Annotated in this window: 15 protein-coding genes; 7 read left to right on the forward strand and 8 right to left on the reverse strand. The window is 53.2% G+C overall.

Annotated elements, in window-relative coordinates:
• Positions 1–57: 57 nt before the first annotated feature.
• The 7 genes from BMW93_RS04980 to BMW93_RS05010 all read left to right on the forward strand — a co-directional run bounded on the left by BMW93_RS04980 (position 58) and on the right by BMW93_RS05010 (position 10,051).
• On the forward strand, positions 58–612 hold the full coding sequence (locus BMW93_RS04980; RefSeq protein WP_090374104.1) for a sigma-70 family RNA polymerase sigma factor: 555 nt from the start codon (positions 58–60) through the stop codon (positions 610–612).
• A gap of 68 nt (positions 613–680) precedes the next feature.
• The gene (locus tag BMW93_RS04985; protein WP_090374105.1) at positions 681–1,697 is read left to right on the forward strand and encodes a FecR family protein; all 1,017 of its coding nucleotides are present in this window, start codon (positions 681–683) and stop codon (positions 1,695–1,697) included.
• Positions 1,698–1,839: 142 nt separating this feature from the next.
• Positions 1,840–5,247, forward strand: coding sequence for a TonB-dependent receptor (locus BMW93_RS04990; RefSeq protein ID WP_090374106.1), 3,408 nt, complete (start codon positions 1,840–1,842; stop codon positions 5,245–5,247).
• Between the two features lie 7 nt (positions 5,248–5,254).
• Complete coding sequence (locus BMW93_RS04995; RefSeq protein ID WP_229240212.1) at positions 5,255–6,814, forward strand: RagB/SusD family nutrient uptake outer membrane protein; 1,560 nt, start codon at positions 5,255–5,257, stop codon at positions 6,812–6,814.
• A 70-nt stretch (positions 6,815–6,884) separates the two neighbouring features.
• On the forward strand, positions 6,885–7,781 hold the full coding sequence (locus BMW93_RS05000; protein ID WP_090374107.1) for a DUF6528 family protein: 897 nt from the start codon (positions 6,885–6,887) through the stop codon (positions 7,779–7,781).
• A gap of 141 nt (positions 7,782–7,922) precedes the next feature.
• On the forward strand, positions 7,923–8,750 hold the full coding sequence (locus tag BMW93_RS05005) for a helix-turn-helix domain-containing protein (RefSeq protein WP_090374108.1): 828 nt from the start codon (positions 7,923–7,925) through the stop codon (positions 8,748–8,750).
• 38 nt (positions 8,751–8,788) lie between these two features.
• On the forward strand, positions 8,789–10,051 hold the full coding sequence (locus BMW93_RS05010) for a quinol:cytochrome C oxidoreductase (protein ID WP_090374109.1): 1,263 nt from the start codon (positions 8,789–8,791) through the stop codon (positions 10,049–10,051).
• A 65-nt stretch (positions 10,052–10,116) separates the two neighbouring features.
• On the opposite strand, the gene BMW93_RS05015 is transcribed toward BMW93_RS05010, so the two are convergent.
• The 8 genes from BMW93_RS05015 to BMW93_RS05050 form a co-directional block, all read right to left on the reverse strand.
• A complete protein-coding gene (locus tag BMW93_RS05015; RefSeq protein ID WP_090374110.1) occupies positions 10,117–10,875 on the reverse strand; it encodes a helix-turn-helix transcriptional regulator in 759 nt (252 codons plus the stop codon).
• A 53-nt stretch (positions 10,876–10,928) separates the two neighbouring features.
• Positions 10,929–11,408 (reverse strand): thioesterase family protein, encoded by a 480-nt coding sequence (locus BMW93_RS05020; RefSeq protein WP_090374498.1) that lies wholly within the window; start codon positions 11,406–11,408, stop codon positions 10,929–10,931.
• Positions 11,409–11,575: 167 nt separating this feature from the next.
• Positions 11,576–12,922, reverse strand: coding sequence for a Gfo/Idh/MocA family oxidoreductase (locus tag BMW93_RS05025; RefSeq protein ID WP_090374111.1), 1,347 nt, complete (start codon positions 12,920–12,922; stop codon positions 11,576–11,578).
• Positions 12,923–12,925: 3 nt separating this feature from the next.
• Positions 12,926–13,645, reverse strand: a complete 720-nt coding sequence (locus BMW93_RS05030; protein ID WP_090374112.1) for a DUF1080 domain-containing protein — start codon at positions 13,643–13,645, stop codon at positions 12,926–12,928.
• A complete protein-coding gene (locus BMW93_RS05035; RefSeq protein WP_090374113.1) occupies positions 13,645–15,165 on the reverse strand; it encodes a RagB/SusD family nutrient uptake outer membrane protein in 1,521 nt (506 codons plus the stop codon). The genes BMW93_RS05030 and BMW93_RS05035 overlap by 1 nt, the downstream gene beginning before the upstream one ends.
• Positions 15,166–15,190: 25 nt before the next feature.
• Entirely contained in the window at positions 15,191–18,583 is a 3,393-nt protein-coding gene (locus BMW93_RS05040) for a TonB-dependent receptor (protein ID WP_090374499.1), read from the reverse strand.
• Between the two features lie 298 nt (positions 18,584–18,881).
• Positions 18,882–19,937, reverse strand: coding sequence for a FecR family protein (locus BMW93_RS05045; RefSeq protein WP_090374114.1), 1,056 nt, complete (start codon positions 19,935–19,937; stop codon positions 18,882–18,884).
• A gap of 107 nt (positions 19,938–20,044) precedes the next feature.
• The gene (locus BMW93_RS05050) at positions 20,045–20,608 is read right to left on the reverse strand and encodes an RNA polymerase sigma-70 factor (RefSeq protein WP_090374115.1); all 564 of its coding nucleotides are present in this window, start codon (positions 20,606–20,608) and stop codon (positions 20,045–20,047) included.
• Positions 20,609–20,712 lie beyond the last annotated feature (104 nt).

A 20,712-nucleotide genomic window follows, 5' to 3' on the forward strand; every position in this document is an offset into this window, starting at 1 on the left:
TTGCCCGCCGACGCATAATTTTGCCGTCGAAGCTTCTATTGTACTTGGTCGAAAGCCGTGAAAAACGCCTCGGACAGCCAAATTTTCGGATTGATCATCAGCGAAGGCAATCTCGCCGCCTTTGCCGAGCTTTTTGAGCGGTACTGGCAACAGCTCTATGTGAAGGCCTGTGCGCGCCTGGAAAACGAGGCGGATGCCAAGGATTGCGTACAGGACGTTTTCATGACGATCTGGACAAAACGAGACAGCCTGACCCTTCCCCTGTCGGTCGCCGGTTACCTGCATACCTGTGTCAAACACAAGGTTTATACGCTGTTCCGTGCTCGGATGACCGACCAGAGACACCTCGTTGCCTACACCCACGAAACGCAATACCACGAAGAGCCCGACCAGCATTCCCTGGGTTTCGAAGAGCTCGCGCTGCTGATCGAAAAGGAGATCGCGTACATGCCCGAGCAGATGCGGAAAATCTACCTGCTGAGCCGTGAACAGCATTTATCCGGCGTCGAGATCGCCCGGCAGCTGGAACTTTCCCACCAGACCGTCCGTAACCAGATCAGCCACGCCCTGCGGCGGATCCGGGACCGCATCGACCAGTATCGCAATACCTGAAATTTTTTTTCAAATCCACCCGGTACATCCGCCGTTCGGCTTAGTCTTGGAATAAACAAGGCACAAAGGTGAACAGGCAACGACTGGCTTTTTTACTTGAAAAACAACAACACGGGACCTGCACGGACGAAGAGCTTGCCGAGCTGGAAACATGGTACCACTCCTTCGCCCCGAGGGAGCGTGACATTGAAATGGAGCTGGAAAACGAACCGGCTACGGCTTCCCGCATTGAAAGCGATCTCCGAGGCATATTACCTGGTGTTTCCAAATACAGTGACAAAACAACCCTTCCGCAGCCATCACGTCTTTGGCCGTTGCGCCGGGTGAGCGTGGTAGCGGCGGTGTTCCTGGCGTTGCTGGTGGCGGGCGGCGTCTGGTGGAAGCAGCGCAGGCCTGCCGAAAGCGCATATGTCGTATTGGCCACGAAACAAAATCAGTTGTCGAAAGTAATGCTGCCCGATAGCTCCGAGGTGTGGGTGAAGGCAGGCAGTACATTGAAATACCTCAAAAACTTCGAAAGCGGTACGCGGGACGTCTATCTGGATGGCGAGGCATTTTTCGACGTCGCCCACGACGCTTCCAAACCTTTCGTCGTGCATACGGCCGATCTCAGGATCAAGGTGTTGGGTACGACATTCAATGTGAAATCCTATCCGTCCGACAAGACGGCTGAGGCCACGCTGGTGAAGGGAAAAGTAATGATCGAGAAAAACCTCGCACCCGGGCCCGGGCCGGTGATCCTTGCCCCGAACCAGCGCGCAACCTATTCACGGGAGGCCAGGACGGTGACTGTCAGCTCCGTCGCGGATGCGCGGGAGATCAAGGCACTGGACCTCGCCACGCGCGAGCGCGAGAGCATGGTGTTCGATGCGGTACCTTTTACCGAAGTACTCACAAGGCTGGAAAACAGGTTCGAGGTGAAAGTCCATATCGCCGACCGCCAGGGCCTGAGTTGCCTTTTTACGGCGGATTTCGAGCAGGAAGGGCTGGCGGAGATCTTCGACCTCATTGCCGTTTCACATAATGTCACCTATCGCATCAAGGGTAATGATGTGTATATCAATGGAAATATCTGTGCCAATTAAGCAACCCAGGACCCACTTATGAAAAACTGACGACCCGAAAGAAAAAACGCCTGAAGTGCAGCGAACACTCCGGGCGTTAAAAGCGATGCCGGGAGTGGCGATCGCTTTCTTGAGATGTTTTATCTAAAAAACTTTTGAAAGTATGAAAAAAACTCGACACCCGAGCGAGCAGGGGAGCTTTTGCCCATTACTTCCGGGACTCAAACCCCTGTTAAACCCGTTACACCGGTCCATGTTGACATTCGTGTTCCTATTTTTCGGTTCGCTTTTCCAGGTCCAGGCTGGTCCGGGAAGTACGCAGCCGCAAATATCCATCCTTAAAAACAGCATTGCGATCAAAGACCTCCTGAAACAGGTCGAGGAGCAGAGCCAGTACCGTTTCATCTACAACCACGCCCGCGTAAACGTTTCCGAGAAAGTAAACGTGAACATCAAAGGCGTATCCGTCCCGCGTGCGCTCGACGAGATTTTCCGCAATACCGACATCGGCTACAAAATTACCGGCCGGCAGATATTGCTGTACAAACGCATGCGCATCCGCCTCGACTCGGTGTCGATGGAAAACCACCGTAACATTGTCACCGACATTGCCTCAACCGTTTTCGCGGTTTCGGGAAAGGTAACCGGCAAAGGCGGCGAGCCCATTCCCGGCGTGAACGTCGTTTTGAAAGGGACCAATACGGGTACCTCCACCAATGCGGACGGCCTTTTCTCGCTCACGATTCCCAATGGCAACGGTACCCTCACTTTTTCCTTCATCGGCTACGATACCCGGGAAGTTCCGATAAATGACCGCTCGGTAGTGGATGTGGTTTTGAATGAAAACAACCAGGCGCTCAACGAAGTGGTGGTAGTAGGTTATGGTACGCAAAAGAAGGTCAACCTGACGGGCGCATTATCGACCCTCGATATGAGTGTAAAGGAAAACACGCCGGTGACCAACACCAGCCAGGCACTGCACGGTTTATCGGGACTTTGGGTAAACCAGTCGGGTTCCAAACCGGGGGCAGACAATGCGACGATTCGTATCCGGGGTGTCGGTACGACCAACAACAGCAACCCGCTTGTGCTGGTGAACGGCGTGGAGTACGATATGAACATGGTCAACCCCAATGACATCGAAACAATTACCGTGTTGAAAGACGCTTCCGCGGCCATTTACGGCTCGCGTGCGGCCAACGGCGTAATACTCATTACCACTAAGGCGGGCAAGGAGGGCAAGACGCAGATCAACTACAATTTTTCATTCGGTTTCCAAAGCCCTACCCGCATGCCCGACGTCGTGTGGGACCCTATTCAGTATATGCAGCTGAAAAACCAGGCATTGCGCAACGAGGGTAAAACCGTCGTGGATTACTCCGACGCGCAGATCGACCAGTACCAGAAGGGCATGGCTACCAACCCATATGCCTACCCGAATATCAACTGGTTTGACCTCGTGACGCGCGATGGTAAACTCAATCAGCACCATTTGCAGTTCTCGGGCGGATCGGACAGGCTCACTTACAGCCTCGCGCTGGGCTATATGAACCAGCAAGGCGTGCTCATTGCCAACGACAAGGCCGACCGCTATTCGCTGGACCTCAACCTCTCGGCCAAAGTCACGAAAAACCTGCGGGTAGGGGCGAACCTCATCGGCAATTACCGCACCTCACAGGAGCCTGTCGACGGGACTTCTTCGTATTTCGGTTCATTAATGCGCGTGCTGCCCATTTTTACGCCTTATGTGGAGGATGGCCGCTACGGGAATGTGGTGTTCCGCACGCCGGGGCGTAATTCCATTGAAAACCCGATGAAGCTCATCAAGGAAGGCGATCGCAAATATGGTGTGCAGCGCCTACTCGCCAAACTTTACGCGGAATATCAGCTGCCCCACAATTTGAAATACAATATCAACTTCGGTTTCGACAAACTCGACAGCCTGGAAAGAAGGTTCAACTCGCGTGTGAATACTTACGATCCGCTTACGCTCGCGGCCATGACCTACGGGAACCCGGTTGCCTACAATTCCAGTGCGAACGCCGTCAACCTGACATTCTATCAGACGCTTTCCTGGGAGCAGACCCTCGCGCAGCACCATACCCTTTCGGCGATGATAGGGCAGAGCTACAATGATTTTGACCGCGGGCGGTTCAGTTCGAGCATCGAAAGCACGCCGGGCAGCACGTTGACCGACATTGGTTCGGGATCGCTGAACCCCGCTGTGGCAGGCAACGTCACGCGCGACAGGCTGGCGTCGTATTTCGGCAGGGTCAATTATGCATTTAAAGAGAAATACCTGCTCGAAGCGGTGCTGCGTTACGACGGCTCCTCGCGCTTCGCCTCGGGTAAGCGCTGGGGGCTTTTCCCTGGGATTTCCGGAGGCTGGCGTATCGATCAGGAGCGTTTCTTTCAGGCACGATTCGTCAATTTACTGAAACTGCGGGCTTCATGGGGTAAGCTGGGTAACCAGGCGGTGCCGTTGTACAGCTACCTCAATGTAGTGGCCCTGGGCGGCGACTATTCCTTCGGCGGGGTAATCCAGCCGGGTGCGGCCACGACCACCTACAACGACCCCGGCATTACCTGGGAAACAACGACCAACTACAATGCCGGGATCGATTTCGAAGGCTGGAACGGGAAACTCGGCGCGGAACTCGACCTGTTTCGCCGCCAGACCACCGGCATTCTCCGCCAGGTAGCTATCCCGTCGCAGGTAGGCGCATTGGGCGGGCCGCAGCGTAATATCGGAGCTGTCGACAACAGCGGTTTCGAGCTCTCGCTCAGCCACCGCAACCGCATCGGCCATTTCCGCTACGAGCTGCGGGCGAGTGGAAGCTATGTGAAAAACGAAGTGAAAGACCTGCGCGGCGAAACGGTGATCAGCGACCGCCGTATCCTCAAAGAAGGCGCGCCGATCGACGCCTATTACCTCTACCAGGCCGACGGCATTTACCAGACACAGGAAGAGGTCAAAAACAGCGCGACCGTGAGTAGCGCCGTGAAGCCGGGCTATTTGAAATACAAAGACGTGAATGGCGACGGTAAGATCAATGGCGACGACCGCGTGGTAACCGGTTCGTCTATCCCGAAATGGACTTACAGCTTCGTGGTCAACTTGTCGTACAAACGCCTCAGCCTGAACACCTTCTTGCAGGGCGTGCAGGGTATCAGCATTTACCCGACGGCTAACCTGGCTTATCCGGTGAACAATGGTGCCGGCCTGACCAGGGAATGGGCGACCGACTCCTGGACGCCGCAGAACACCGGTGCCCGCCTGCCGATCCTGACCACGCCGCAGGGCGCTTCGGAAAACTACCAGAATTCGACTTTCTGGCTCCGCGACGCTTCCTACCTCCGCGTGCAGAACGTGCAGCTGAGCTACGCATTCCCCGATCAGTGGCTTAGCAAGGCGAAAGTCAGCAAGCTGAACCTGTTCTTTAACCTTCAAAACTTTTTCACTTTCTCGAAGTACAAAGACTCCGATCCCGAGCGGAATATCAAGCAGGATACCCTGTACGATTATCCCTTGCTGAAAACACTGAGTTTTGGTCTGAGCGCTTCATTCTGATATGCCTATGAAAACCCTGAAAAATATACTCTGCATTGCATTGGGTATGCTGCTGCTGGCCGGCTGCGGCAACAGTATCCTCGATACGCAACCCAACGACCGCTATTCGCAGGAAACCTTCTGGACCTCCGAGTCCAATGCGATGATGGGCCTGAATGGCTGCTACTCGGTTTTGCGCACGGCGGGCGCGTTCGGAGGTACGGCAACGCCTTTGTGGGAGGAAACCGCGACGCCTAATGCCTACAATTACGACAACTCCGGCGGATGGAACGTGATCGCTTCCGGGACGCAAACGGCCACGAACTCTGCCATTATTACGTCCCGCTGGGACGACAGCTACCGTGCCATCGGCCGTTGCAATACCTTGCTGGCGCGTATCGACCCCATTCAGATGGCCGAGGCTACGAAGGGCCGTATGAAAGCCGAAGCAATGTTCCTCCGTGCGCTTTTTTATACCAATCTTGAAATGTATTACGGCGGCGTTCCCCTGATCCTCGACGAGCCCGATCCCGCCGCACAGGCGTCGCTCCCGCGTAATACGCGCGACGAAGTGGTGGCGCAGGTTTTGAAAGACCTCGATGCCGCCGCAGCCATATTACCGGTGAAATATACCGTGGCCGGGGACGTGGGCCGGGCTACCAAAGGCGCTGCCCTCGCATTGAAAGCCCGCGTGTTGCTCTTCGAAGCCAGTCCGCTGAACAACGCTTCGGGCGATAAGGCCAAATGGAAACAGGCCGCGGACGCCGCCAAAGCGGTCATGGACCTCGCCGGTACCGGTTACGGATTGTTTGCGGATTACCGCAAGCTTTTCCTGCCACAAAACGACAATAGCGTGGAATCGATTTTCGATGTGCAGTATATTACGCCGCAGCAGGGCAGCTCGTTCGACCTGATCGGTCGACAGTACAACACCAATGCCCCCGTGCGCGACCTGATCGACGTCTACCAGATGAAGGACGGCCTGCCGATCGCGACTTCGCCATTGTACGATCCGGCAAAACCTTATGAAAACCGTGACCCGCGTATGTACCAGACGATCGTGTACCCCGGCGATACTTTCCAGGGCGAGCTCGTGACGCCTGCACGCTTCGTCGTGACGGGTTATGGCACCAAGAAATACACCGTTTACGACAAGGAGGCCAACAGCAACAATATCCAGGGCGACCGCTCGGAGATCAACTACATGGTGATCCGCTTCGCCGATGTGCTGCTCATGTACGCCGAAGCGCAGAACGAGGCTTCCGGGCCGGACGCGTCGGTGTATGAGGCCGTGAACCGTATCCGCACCCGCGCCGGAATGCCGGTGATCGCCAGCGGCAAAACCCAGGCGGAGCTCCGCGACATTATCCGCCTCGAACGCCGCATCGAGCTGGCGCAGGAAGGTTTTTATTACAATGACATCCGTCGCTGGAAAACGGCCGAGAAAGTGCTCAATGCACCGATCCTGACTTACGACAACAAGACGATCATGACGCGGACGTTCAACCCGGCCCGCGATTACTGGTGGCCGATCCCCGACGTGCAGCGCGACCGCAACCCGGCGCTCGATCAGAATGCGGGTTATTAATCTTCACAAAGGCCGGAAATGCAGTAGCTTTTCCGGCTGTTTTTATTTTAATACTAATCCAAAATCCCTTATGAAACATTTCAGAACCGCCCGGAAGCTTGCATGGCCGACACTTTTACTGTTCATGCTGAACCCGGCATTCGCCCAATCTAAAAAGCAGTTCCTGGTATGCGGCGACAGCAAGGTGCTGATGGTGGATTATAACCAGTCCAAAGACAGCATTCCTGCCGTGGTGTGGCAATGGGACGCCCATGAGGCCATGGACCTGCCCGAGCAGTTCCGTACCAAAATGTTCAACACGATGGATGATTGCAAATCCATCCGCGGCGGCAAGCAATTGCTCGTCTCCTCGTCCGGCGGGGCCATCGCCATTGTGAATGTGCAGGACAAAAAAGTGCTTTTCCATGCTGCCGTGCCCAATTCGCATTCCATCGCATTGCTTCCCGGAGACCTGGTGGCGGCTGCCGCATCGACGAACAAAACAGGTAATAAAATCATGCTTTTCAGCCTCAGTCAACCCGGGAAGGTATTGTGGACGGACAGTCTCTATTCCGCACACGGCCTGGTTTGGAATGAAAAACGCAAAAGCCTGTTCGCATTGGGTTACGACGTGCTCCGTGAATATAAGGTCGATTCGAAAAGCAGCCTTCGCATGGTGGCAAGCTGGAAAATCCCCGGCATCGGTGGCCACGAATTGCAGCCTGCGGGCGATACCGGCAACTTGTTTGTCACCGAGCACCACGGTTCCTGGCTGTTCGATATCGCGGACGGTCAGTTTAAAAAAATTACCGGCTTCCCCGATGCCGAAAACATCAAGAGCCTTGGCCGCGACGCTTCGGGGCAGTACATTTATACCATTCCCGAAGAGAGCTGGTGGACATTCCACGTCAAATTCCACGAGCCCGCGCGCGTATTCGCATTCCCGGGTATGCACGTATACAAGGCCCGGTGGTATTCGCAGGATTAGTTAAAAACACCGTGTTATCCGAGAGCAACGGGAGGAATTCATGGTCGGAAGGAAGTTTCTTCCATTTTTAGGGGAAAATCTTCATTTACTGTTGATGTCGGCATTTCTAAGTTCGCACCGTAATTAAACGACTTGATTGAGATGATTTTGAAACACTCAGATTCCAGGACGGGCGGGCAGGTTGTTTTCGTTCAGGACGAGCCTGATTTTCAGCAGACCAGAAAACAGGCCAGGAGATACTTTACCCTTTGTATAAACCGGGGAGAAAGCCAGACAGCGACTATTGATGGAATCGCCTACCCATTTCCTTCGCGGAGTATCCTTCCGTTGTTTTCCCATGAGTCGTTTGCGTTCGAGCATTCGGGTGAAATTATCGCATGGCAGTATAACCGCGATTTTTATTGCATCATCGACCACGACAGCGAAGTGGGGTGCGCGGGGTTCCTGTTTTTCGGGTCATTCGGGAACTTGTTCATCATGCTGGACGAGGAACGGTGGGACAAAATTGAACTGCTGAGGCGCATTTTCATAGAAGAGCTGAAAACAAACGACGGAATCCAAACGGATATGCTCCGTTTACTGCTCAAACGTCTCATCATCATAGCAACACGCCTCGGGAAGAAACAGTATGCCAACCAATTGCCGGATACGCGATTTCACCTGATCAGACAATATAATATTCTTGTCGAGAAGCATTTCAAAGAAGAACACGAAGTGCAGTTTTACGCGGCTGAACTCCACAAATCTCCCAAAACGATATCCAATCTGTTTGCCCGCTCCGGGCAGAGGGCACCGCTCCGGATTATCCATGACCGGATAATCCTCGAAGCGAAAAAGCTCATACTCTACACAGACAAATCTTCGAAGGAAATTGCCCATGCGCTGGGATTCGAAGATGCAGGGCATTTTAGTCATTTTTTTAAGAATGTGACCGGCCAGAGCATCACCTCCTTACGAAAAGATAAGTAGCGAATAGCGTCCCGAAAATTTCAAACAATATCTACATAATGATTTCATCCAATGCACTGCCTTCTATCGAGGAGCGGTTTATTTTCACGCGAAAAGCAAAACAAAAACTGCTCATCGCCCTATCTATCGGCGTTCTGTTAATCACTTGTGGCATTTACATAGCTGCGAACAGTCACGCACCGGACAACCATCACAACGTAAGCTGGATAACGCGTATATGGGCTAATATATGGCTCAACGCCATGTACTTAACCGGAATTTCGGCGACGGGAATGTTTGTCGTTTCTTACGATTACCTGTCAAAGGCCGGGTGGTCGGTCGTCATCAAACGTGTGGCGGAAAGTTTACCGGGTTTTCTTCCGGTAACCGGACTTGTCATGCTGGGCGTCTTTTTAATGGGAGGTCACGACCTTTTCCACTGGACGCACCATGAAGTGTATGTCGCAGGAAGCCCCGCGTACGACAAGGTGCTGGCGGGGAAACAGGGGTATCTCAATACGCCGTTTTTTCTCGCCAGAATGGTATTTTACTTTGTCGTCTGGTATTGGATGTGGAGAAAAATCCGACAGTATTCCCTGGAAGAAGATCAGCTCGGCGGGACCGCGCTTTACGATAGATCCGTTCGTGTGGGAACGGCATTCGTCGTCGTGTTTGCGATCACTTCTTCCACGTCGGCCTGGGATTTCATTCTGTCAATCGACGCGCATTGGTTCAGTACGATGTTTGGTTGGTATACACTTGCAGGTTGGCATGTTTCCGGTATTGCGGTAATAACGCTGATCGTCGTTATGCTGCGCGAGAGGGGGTACCTGAGGGTAGTCAATGCCAGTCATTTGCGGGATTTGGGCAAAATGCTGTTCGCATGGAGTATCTTCTGGACCTACCTCTGGTTTTGCCAATATCTGTTGATTTACTACTCAAACCAGCCGGAAGAGGTCATCTATTTTATTGAGCGCTTTGGCGGGCACGGCGGCGTCTTTAAAGCGCCTTTTTTCATCAGTATGGTGCTCAATTTCGTATTCCCTTTTCTGATCCTGATGCCCCGCGACGCAAAATCCACGCATTCGATCCTGAAAGTGGCTTCATGGAGCGTCATCGTTGGGCATTATGTCGAATTCTATACCAACATTATGCCCGGAACAGTAGGGGGCGGGGCGGGTTTCGGGCCGCTCGAAATTGGATTTTCGATCGTTTTCTTCGCGGCATTTGCATGGTCGGTGAGCCACCAGCTTGGTAAGGCGAATCTGATCCCGAAAAGACATCCGATGTTGGAGGAATCTTTACATCATGATATCCTTTGACGGTCAGCTGTTTTCTGAGCATTGTTATTTCATAAACCTGCCAAATCTCGCAGACTTACCCGTTTTTAATAGGGTCGATATAAAGATGCCAGGGCGGTAGGGCTCAATCCGGAATACCGCTTTACCTCGTTAGTCAGGTGCGCGTGGTCATAGTAGCCCGTTTCGAAGGCGAGTTGCGAAAAGCTTTCATCAAAGTCTTTTCTGCGGATCCTTTTCAGGACTTGTTGGAAACGGGTGACTTTGATGAACTCTTTTGGACTGATTCCCATATGTTCATTGAAAAGTCTTTCTAATGTTCTGTTGCTCAAATGGTGATGTTCGGCCAGGTGGTCTACTGTAATTATTCCTTTGTGATTTTCTACGGTTTTTGCCAAATCGAGCAGGTTACGCGTGTTTTTGATTTTTCCGGTAAAAAAGATATCCAGGCGATCGGTTACAAGGTCGTCCATATCCAGCAGGTCGGAGAGAAAATGGTCCGGGAATTCTATAATTTCATCGGCAAGCTCTTGCAGTGGTAGTTTGTAAAAGAAAGCAAAACCACCAGGCTTGAAGCGGATGCCGATCATGAAGCTGTCCGGCATCCGCCGGATAACGCTGGACGCCGTCATGGTACCGCCAAAATAAATGGTGCCCGGGAGTAAGGGCTTGTTGTTCAGCAAAGGCTTATTGCTGCCCATATTGACGAAAAGATCCGTCGTACCGTCGGCATACAGCCTGACTTCGCGTGGCTGGTACAATGCGCCGGTTTCCATTATCCAGTAGGTATCGATAAAATCCCTCAGGTGCGCGGCCGGAGGGATTTCAATATATCTGAATGTGCTCACCCTGACTATCCGTTAACATATCCTCCAATCTCTTCCTTTTTCCTGATCCGTCCTTAAACGCCGGTTCGTCGCATGAAGTAATTGCGGCGCTCCTCGAAAACGGTTTGTTCTACCGGCAACAGCATATCTCCCAACAGCTTCGCCAGCGCTTCGGGATGATGGATCGTTTTTTGCGTCCGGATATTAATGTACAAAAAATCGGTCCATAATACCGCTTTCAGTTTGTCCCTGGTGTTATTCCACATACGCATTTCGACCCTGAGACTTTTGCCGGTGAAGGCGATCAGCTGGGATTCGATAAGTACTTTTTCGATTGCGTATGCGGAACTGAGGTAGCAAATCTGATTAGAAACTACAACCCATGCCTCACCATCCGTTTTCACGCGCTCAAATACATCGAATTGGTAACGATCCTGCAAATGGTCTTCCCGCGCATTCAGAAAATAGTTGATGTAGCTGGCATTGTTCAAGTGGTTGAACGGATCGCAATCCTGAAACCGGATTTTGTAAGTGGAGCACAATATTTTTTCCATGGAATTGATCACTAAGCTTGCATTCGTCATTGGATCTGGTGCAAAGAAAAGTGTATTCGATGGGAAGAACTTTGGAAAAAAACGACAAAATAAACTGCGAAGCCCGGCCCGGCACGCATTGAGAAAAAGCCCCCTGCCAAACAACATTTCGCAGGGGGCACGGGGGGCTATACCACAGGGTCCCAGCCTTTCGCGTACTCGCGTGACCAGAGTTTTTCCGCTTCTTTATCCCCGATAATGTGCCCGTTTTTAGGGTCGATTTTCAGGTCGCGGCCTACGCGCCAGGCGATATTGCCGAGTTGCATCGCTACGACGCTCTTGAAACCCAGCTCCACGTCGCAGTTCGGTTTGCGGTTGTTGCGGATCGCGTCGAGGAAATCGGCCACGTGGAGGTTGTCCATACCGAGGCTCGGGCTGGCCAGGTTACGGCCCTGCATTCCGGCCTCTTCGGTCGGGGAATTCACTTCCTTGATGAGTTTGCCGTCGAGGTCGTATACTTTGTAGCTGTCGCCGCCGGTGTCGAGGCTGCCGTTTTCGCCATAGAAAATGATCCCGCGGTCCTGGCCTTCGATCTTGCGGCCATTGGAACTCCTCGATTCCCAGATCAGCGAAACGCGGCCGGGGTAATCCATGGCAATCACCTGGGTGTCGGGTGTTTCCCAATCGTCCTTGAACTCGTAGCGTCCGCCCACCGAGCTGACACGGGTGGGGAAGTCTACTCCCAATCCCCAGCGCGCCACATCCACCTCATGCGTGCCGTTGTTGAGTGCCTCCCCGGTACCCCAGTGCCAGAACCAGTGCCAGTCGTAGTGGATCAGGCCTTCTTTGTAAGGCATACGCGGTGCCGGGCCCTGCCACAGCTCGTAGTCGAGCCACGAAGGAACGGTGCCCGGTTTGAGATAAGTAGCCTTTCGTTTATTGGTATACCATGTTTTAGCTAAATACACGCGCCCGATAATGCCCTGGTGCAGCTGCTTGATACCCTCCGTGAGCACGGGTGCCGACCTGCGCTGCGCACCCATTTGCACGACGCGCTTGTACTTGCGTGCGGCCTCGATCGCGAGCTCGCCCTCGCGCGGGTTGTGGCTCAAGGGCTTCTCAACATACACGTGCTTGCCCGCCTGGCAGCCCATAATCGTCAGCGGGGCGTGCCAGTGGTCGGGGGTAGCGGTATATATAGCGTCGATGGATTTATCTTCAAGCACCTTACGGAGATCCTTTTCGGATTTTGGGGTCAGTTTTTGCTTGGCATCCATTACGGCCTGAATGGCTTTCGGGATCGCGCGCTCGTCCACGTCACACACGATGCCGACTTCGGCATTCTTTTGGCCGGCGAATGTGCCGCTCATGCTCCTGCCACGGCTGTTGACACCGATGGTAGCCACGCGGATGAGGTCGTTGGCGCCGATGATGCGGTTATAGCTTTTCGCACTGAAACCCATAGCCGTACCGCCGATAGCAAGGCCCAGCGAGCCTGCTGCGGTTGTTTTCAAAAATTCACGTCTGTTAGCCATGACTTATAATGCTTTGATTTTAATGTTTTTGAATGAAACCTCGGCCCCGTGCTCCTGCAACAGGATATGGCCTTTCTCCACCGATCCGAATGCGGGCACTGCCTTATTGAATTTACTAAGTGCCACGGTGTCGGTATATACCTTTCCGCTGCGGGTAAATTCGAGGATTTTAATGCCGTTGAGGTAATGCTGCACGTTTTTGCCTTTGGCTACAATGCGCAGGGTATTCCATTGGCCGGGCGCATTCACTTTCTTTATGGATTCGTCGGGCTGCATCACGTCGTAGAAAGAGCCGGTAAGGTGGTTGGCCTTTTTGTTGTCCTCGGCCAGTTTGTCGTCCAGGATCTGGTATTCGAAGCCGAGGTTACCGCCCTGTTCGTATTTGGTGAAAAAATATTTGAGGCCGCTGTTGCCTTCCGGCGCAATGTTGAAATCGGCTTTGAGGTCGAAATCGGAGAACTCGCCGTCGCTGACGATGTCGCCGCCTTTTCCATCCTTTTTGGTGGAGAGCGTGCCGTTTTTGACTTCCCAACCGGCCGGTACGGGTTTGCCGCCGGCGGTTGCCCAGCCTTTGGTGGACGTGCCGTCGAACAGCAGTACCCAGCCTTCTTTCTTTTCTTTCGGAGTGAGCGTGTTATCCTTCTGGGCGAAGGCGGCCGGGACGAGCATCCAGGCCAGCATTCCGCCCGCCAGCACGCGTAGCATTTTGGATTGTATTGACATTAGTAACCGGGGTTTTGTTTAATTTTTTCAGGATTAGACTGGATCACCTGCAACGGGATCGGGAAGAGCAGCATATTGTCGCTCCATGTGGCCGGGTTGAAACCGTTCTGTTCTTTTTGCTCCTGGCTCATCACGGCCTTCGCGCGCTCGGTACGCACGAGGTCGAACCAGCGGTGGTTTTCGAATGCGAGCTCCACGCGGCGCTCTTTTTCGATCGCGAGCAGGAAATCGGCGTCGGAGGCGAATGCCGGGTAATCGGGCAATGCACCTGCCGCGGCGCCTGCGCTGTTGCGGGCGCGTTGCCGGATTTTGTTCAGGTAGAGGAGGGCTGTGGACTGCTGTTTGCCCTGGCGCACGAGCGCTTCGGAATAGAGCAGGTAAATGTCCGCCAGGCGCAGCTCGGGCCAGTTGTTGTCGTTATCGGGCGCAACGGAGAACGATACGTCGTAATACTTTTTGACATACTTCTCGTTGATCTGCTGCCCGCCGGGATCGGACACGTAGCCATCGGCCATGGAAATGGCTTTACGCGGATCGCCTTTTTCGTAAGCGGCCGACATCGACGGGCTGGGTGCATTGAAACCCGATTTGTCGCCCACCGAGATCACTTCTTTATTTGAAAACCGTGGCGCGAAATCATTGCTCCACGGGCTGCCGGTCACGATCGGTGCCGGGCCGCCTTTTTTGTATTGTACTTCAAAAAGCGATTCCGCACTGTTTTCATTCTTTACATCAAAAACCGCCCTGTAATCCGACAGCAACGAATACTGCGGGTCGTTGATCACTTCCAGGGCTTTCGCCTCGGCCAATGCATAATGCGAAGCGCCTTTTTTAAGAGGATAACCGGCCATGAACATATAAACTTTGGCCAGCAAGCCCTTGGCCCCGCCCATGGTCACACGCCCGCGATCGGCGGAGGCATAGGTAGCGGGCAGATTAGCTTCTGCGAATTTCAGGTCTTCGACAATGAAGTTGTAAATCTCTTCCGTAGATGTACGGCCCATCGTGTAAGCTTCCTGCACGGAAATCTGCTTATCGACCTTCGGTACATCGCCGTAGATCCTTACGAGCCAGAAATACACGAGTCCGCGCAGGAACCGGGCCTCGGCTTTGTACTGGTTTTTCAGCTTCTCGTCGCGGAATGTCACAGCGTCGATCTTATCGAGTACGATATTGCTGCGCAGGATGGTGACATAGCTGCGGTTCCAGAGGTTGAGGATATTCTGGTTGTCCGAAAGCAGCACATCGCCGAAGTTGTCGATCGAGGTCATATCCTTCGAGCTGCCGGGTACCCAGGAGAATGTCGTATTGTCGGAACGGATTTCACCCGTGTAAATGTAAAGCTGATTATAAAGGTCGCGCAGGGAGGAGTAGGGCGACATCACGGCCTGGTTCATATCCTGCTCGGTTTTGTAAAAATTACCCGCATTCATATCCGATATCGGTTGCAGGTCGATAAAGCTTTCTTTGCACGACAACGAGGCTGAGATCAGAAAGGCTGCTAAAATATATCTTTTCATAAAATTGAATTTTACCGGAAAATGATCAGAATGTAATATTAAGCCCCGCAATCACGGTCCGTGCGGCCGGATAGCCCAGGTAATCGCCGCCGCGCGACAGGCCGTTGCCCTCGCTGCTGGTTTCAGGGTCGAAGCCGGGGTATTTCGTGAACGTGTACAGGTTCTGGCCCGTCACATACAAGCGCAGCGAGCGGACTTTGATCTTTTGCAGCATTTCGCTGTCGAAAGTGTATCCGAGCGACACGTTGCGTATACGGAGGAACGAACCGTTCTCCACCCAGTAGCTGGAAGGCTCTTTCTGTAAACCTTTCGGGTCGCGGTTGGCACGGAGAATGTCGCCTGAACCCGGATCTTCTTCCGACCGCCAGCGGTCTTTCAGTTTCGCGCGGCCATTGCGGTCGCCGTGGTAAATACCGATCATCCGGTTGAAAAAGCTGAACAATTTAGCGCCCTGCGAGCCGGTAAGCTGCACATTCAGATCGAAGCGTTTGTAAGAAAAGTCATTTCCAAAGCCGTAGATAAACTTGGGCTGGTTACTGCCGAGGAAGGTTTTGTCGGCGGCGGTGATCTGGCCGTCCTTGTTCACGTCGATATAGCGTGGATCGCCTGGGCGGTCGTTCACGAGGTGAGGCGCGGCGTCGAGCTCCGCCTGATTTTTGAAAACACCGTCATATTGGTAGCCGAAATACGTGGCAATGGGCTGGCCCACGGTGGTAATGAACGTGTTGTTCGCATTCGGCGCGCCTGCGTAGATCGGCCTCGCATCCGGGCCGAGGGCCAGGACTTTGTTCCGGTTAAAGGAAATGTTGAAGTCCGTCGACCATTTGAATGCGCCCACGGTGTTGCGGGTACGGACGAGGTATTCCATCCCTTTGTTCTGTACTTTTCCGATGTTTTGCAGCTGGGTAGCATAGCCGCTAATGGTCGGTACAGGCACATCGAGGAGCAAATCCACCGACTTACTGTTATAAAAATCAGCTTCCAGGCGTACACGGTCGCGGAAGAGGCCGAGTTCGAGCCCCAGGTTCCACTGCATGGTTTTCTCCCAGCCCAGGAAAGGGTTAGGATAATTCAAAGGGTTCACCGCATTCACCAATGTGTTGTTCAGCGGATAGTAATTCACGCCGGTCCGCGCGATGGCGTCGTAATTGCCGATCTTGTTATTCCCTACCAAGCCCCAGCTTCCGCGGATTTTGAGGTCTGAAATCTGGCTCACATTCTGCATGAATGCCTCGTTGCTCACGCGCCAGCCCACCGATGCCGAGGGGAAAGTACCCCATTTGTTTTCCGAACCGAAGCGGGAAGAGCCGTCGCGGCGGATACTGGCCGAGAACAGGTATTTGTCGTCGTAAGAATAAGTAAGGCGGCTGAGGTAAGAGATCAGCGAGTTGCGGTATTCGGTGCTGGTACCGCCCACGATCTGCCCCGCGCTCAATGTGCGCACGGCGTCGTTCGGGAAGTTCTGGGCGCGGAGCTGGTTGTATTCGCCGAACGATTTCTGAGCGGTATAACCTGCCAGGAGGTTGAAATTATGCTTTTCGGCGAGGGTTTTGGACCAGGTTAATGTGTGCTCGTTCAGCCAGTTACCGCCCAGCCAGGTTTCGCTGCGTGCATTGGCAATGCGTGGCGCACGGGAGCCGTCGGTATCCACGAAAGATGGCTGGTAGTATTTCAACCGGCGGTTTTCAAGGTTCGCATTCAGACTCACGCGGTATTTCAGCCCCGGAATGATTTCGTATTCCGCATATACCGAGCCGATTACCGCATTCTTTTTCGTGAAATTGGTCACATTCTCCGCAATGCTGACGGGGTTGGCTACGTCGCCCGCCCAGATTTCCGGGTTGCGCACCTGCGAGCCGTACGTACCGTCCGCATTACGCAGCGGGTAAATAGGCGGGAGGTAGAGCGCGTAGGCGAGGGGACTGTCCTTGCCATTGGCGAGGTCGTTGTTTTCGGAATAATAGGAGCTGATCGCCACGCCCAGTTCCAGTTTTTTGGTCACATTGGTCGTGATGTTCGCCCGGATATTGTAGCGTTTGAAATCGGTGTTGATCAGGATACCCTGCTGATTGGTATAACTTCCCGAAACGGCGTAGCGCACTTTTTCAGAGCCGCCATTGACTGAAAGTTCGTGTTTCTGGGTGGAAGCATTGCGGAAGATTTCGTCCTGCCAGTTGATATCCGGGAATTTGGACGGGTCGTTGAATGCTTCGGGAATGATGTAAAAGTTGGAATTGGTGTATTTGGACCGCATTTCGTTGCTGTCGTTGATCGTATGCGCCGGATCGCCGGGCATAGGCGTACGGTCGAGCCAGGCCTGGTTGTGGCCGTCTTTGAAAAACTCGATATACTCGCGGGTATTCATCATATCGATCTTCCGCGCCACCTGCTGCATACCGAAAAAAGTACTGAACGAAACGACCGGCGCACCGGCAGTACCTTTTTTAGTCGTAATGATCACCACCCCGTTGGCACCTCTCGAACCGTAAATGGCAGTCGATGAGGCGTCTTTCAGCACCTGAATGCTCTCAATATCAGAACTGTTCACGAGCGAGAATGCGCTGCTGTCGATCGGGTAGCCGTCGACCACGTACAGCGGCGAGCTGCTGGCTGAAATGGAGCCCGTACCGCGGATGCGGATGCTCAGGCCCTCGCCGCCCGGCGCGCCGTTGGTTTGTTGTACCTGCACGCCTGCCATCTGGCCCACCAATGCCTCGCCGTAGGAAACGGACGCTTTGCTTTTTAGTTTATCGGCCGAAATCGTGGCCACGGCGCCGGTAAGGTCGCCCTTTTTCAATGCACCGTAACCGATCACGACCACCTCGTTCAATGCTTTGCTATCCACCTTCATCGAAACGTCGATCACGCTCTGGTTACCTACCGTAATTTCCTGAGAGGTGTACCCGACGAACGACAAAACCAGCACCGACTGTGCCCCGCCGACTTCGATCGAAAACTTGCCTTCAATGTCCGTCACCGTACCACGTTGGCTCCCCTTCTCCACGACGCTCACACCGGGCAGCCCGGCCCCTTTTTCATCGGTAACCCGTCCCGTTACCGCTACTTCCGCTTTTCGGGCCGCGTCCGGGCCCGGGGCGTTTCCCGATTGCAGCAGTATTTGCCCGCCTACGAGCCGGTAGGAGATGTTGTGCGGGCGCAGCACCAGGCTCAGCACCTCGGAGAGTTTCCGGTCTGTCGCCGAAATGCTCACTTTTCGCTCGGCCTGGATCGTGTTGGAACTGTACACGAATTTGACGCTCGCAATGTCTTCGATCCGGTCGAGCACTTTACGGAGCTCCTGGTTGTCGGCCTTGATTGAAATGGAATGGTCGAGCAGGTCCTGCGTGCGTACCTCGCGCGCAAAACCGACCGTGATGGCCACACCGATCAGCAGGGATTGAAGTAGGGTTATCCTCATAATATGTCGTAGCAGAGGATGAAGAAGTATCGGTTTTTTCATTAATTTTGAATGTTTTGTTAAGGTTTTCAGAAAAGTTTTGGCAAAACCCCTCCCGTTCATCTTCGCAGATGAGGACCCGGCCAGGTTCAGAGAGGGCATCGGAGTCGAAGGTGGTCTCAACACATTCGGCTCTTTTTCTTTTTAATGGGTTAAGTTTTAATGCATAGGCAAGCTGTTTCGTTTCGAAAAGGGGTCAGGGTTTAGGGTTCTGCGTATGATTCAGGAATAGTATTTTCGGTTTTAGTTTCAAAAGATCTTACCGGCAGCCTTTGCCGCTCAGGTATATTTTGGTGCCCCTAACGGTATACGTCGCATTCACGGATGCCGCAATCAGGTCCAGCTGTGTAAACATCGGTTGCTTGTTGATATCGGCCGTGAAAAGGCAGTTTTTCAATAGGTTGTTGGTTAATACAATATCGACTCCATACGCCTTTTCCAGCGTTTGCGCCACTTTTTCGAGGCGTGTGTCGTCGAAGACAAAGGCATTTTTATAGTAGTCGTCCACAATGGGCCGCTTCACGAGCATTGGGGTGAATATTTTGGAATTGAACATATATTTCACGCTCTGGTTGCGGCTCAGGACCACACCGCCCGTCAGGTCGCCGGCATTGGCTTCCTTTTTCTTATCTTTTTGAAAAACAGACACTTTTCCTGTCACTACCGATACTTCTACGCCCTTGTCGGCCTCCGTCCTGTTGACCCAGAAACTGGTTCCGAGCACTTTGGTGGTGATCTCGCCGGTGTATACCAAAAACGGTTTCCGTTCGTCGCGCGCGACTTCGAAGAATGCTTTTCCTGTCAGGTATATTTCGCGTTTATTATCTTGAAAATCAGTTGAATACCTGATGCTTCCCTGCGGTTGCAGGCTCACGCGCGAGCCGTCGGAGAGCAGCACCCACATAGGCGCATTGGTGTTGTTCGTTTTGGAAACGAGGTTAGCGGGCGCTTCGCCGGCCATTGGCTCCGCCATGCGGCCCGTTTGCTGCCGATACCATTGATAACCCCCGAATGCCGCCAGCAAAAGCACCGCCGCCGCCGCCCATTGCCACCGGACGAAAAAATGCAGTGGTTTCCGGCGGGAAACCGATGCTTGCGGCGCTTCAAATACCATTTCAGACGCGGTAGCCAAGCCTGTTCGTGACTGGATCGCCTGCCATAGCCTTGCCTCGGTGTTCTCCGACTGCACGTCGGTCATTTCGGTCGCGTCGTGCTCCAACAATGCAAACCATTGCTCAACCAGGCGCGCCTCCCTTTCCGTGCATTCACCGGAGCGGTAGCGGGTCAGCAAGTGATGAAAATGACGTTTGTTCATAGGAGCGAATGATTTATAAGAAGACTGGAAAAGCGGTGTATACCGCAAAATGGAAAATAATTTATTCGAATATTTATATTTAATCGAGGATTTTGCCGTGAAATTCTTTAAAATTTACCACAGGCAATCAGGCCAAGCATCAGTACGATGAAGTCTTTGAGGAGTGTTTTGAGCGTTTTGAGCGCCTGCGTGATATGGTACTCGACGGTCCGCTCCGGCATGCCCAGCAGCGAGGCGATCTGCCTGACGGTATTCCCTTCGAACCGGTTGAGTATGAATATTTTGCGTGTTTTGTCGGGAAGCTGCCCGACGGCCTCTTGCATGGCTTGTTCCAGTTCGTCGAGAAAAAGGGGATACTCAGGCTCGCTGAATGTGTCCGCCGAATCGAGCGCGGCGAAAGTCCTGTCTTTGAAATGGTCGATAATACGGTTGCGAACCGAGGTGAAAAGGTAGCTTTGCAGGTTTTTGACCTGCAACGAATGCCTTCGTTCCCAGAGGGTTACGAAGAGTTCCTGGACGACCTCCTCGGACACGTCGGCGTCGCGCGTTTTGGAATAGGCAAAATCGTAAAGTCGTTTCCAGTAGCGGCGGTAAATATCCTCGAATGCCTGCGGGTCGTCACTTCCGAGACGGTCTGGGAGTTGCGGATCGTCCGGAAATGGCGGCTGCATGGGAAATTTTACAAAAGTGGTTTAGGGTTCAGAGCGGTTGTTTGTTCCGGACGCCTGCATTTAATAAGCATGTTTGTCAAAAATCATACTTAATCGGATACACG

Source organism: Dyadobacter sp. SG02, from assembly GCF_900109045.1.
Classification (GTDB): domain Bacteria; phylum Bacteroidota; class Bacteroidia; order Cytophagales; family Spirosomataceae; genus Dyadobacter.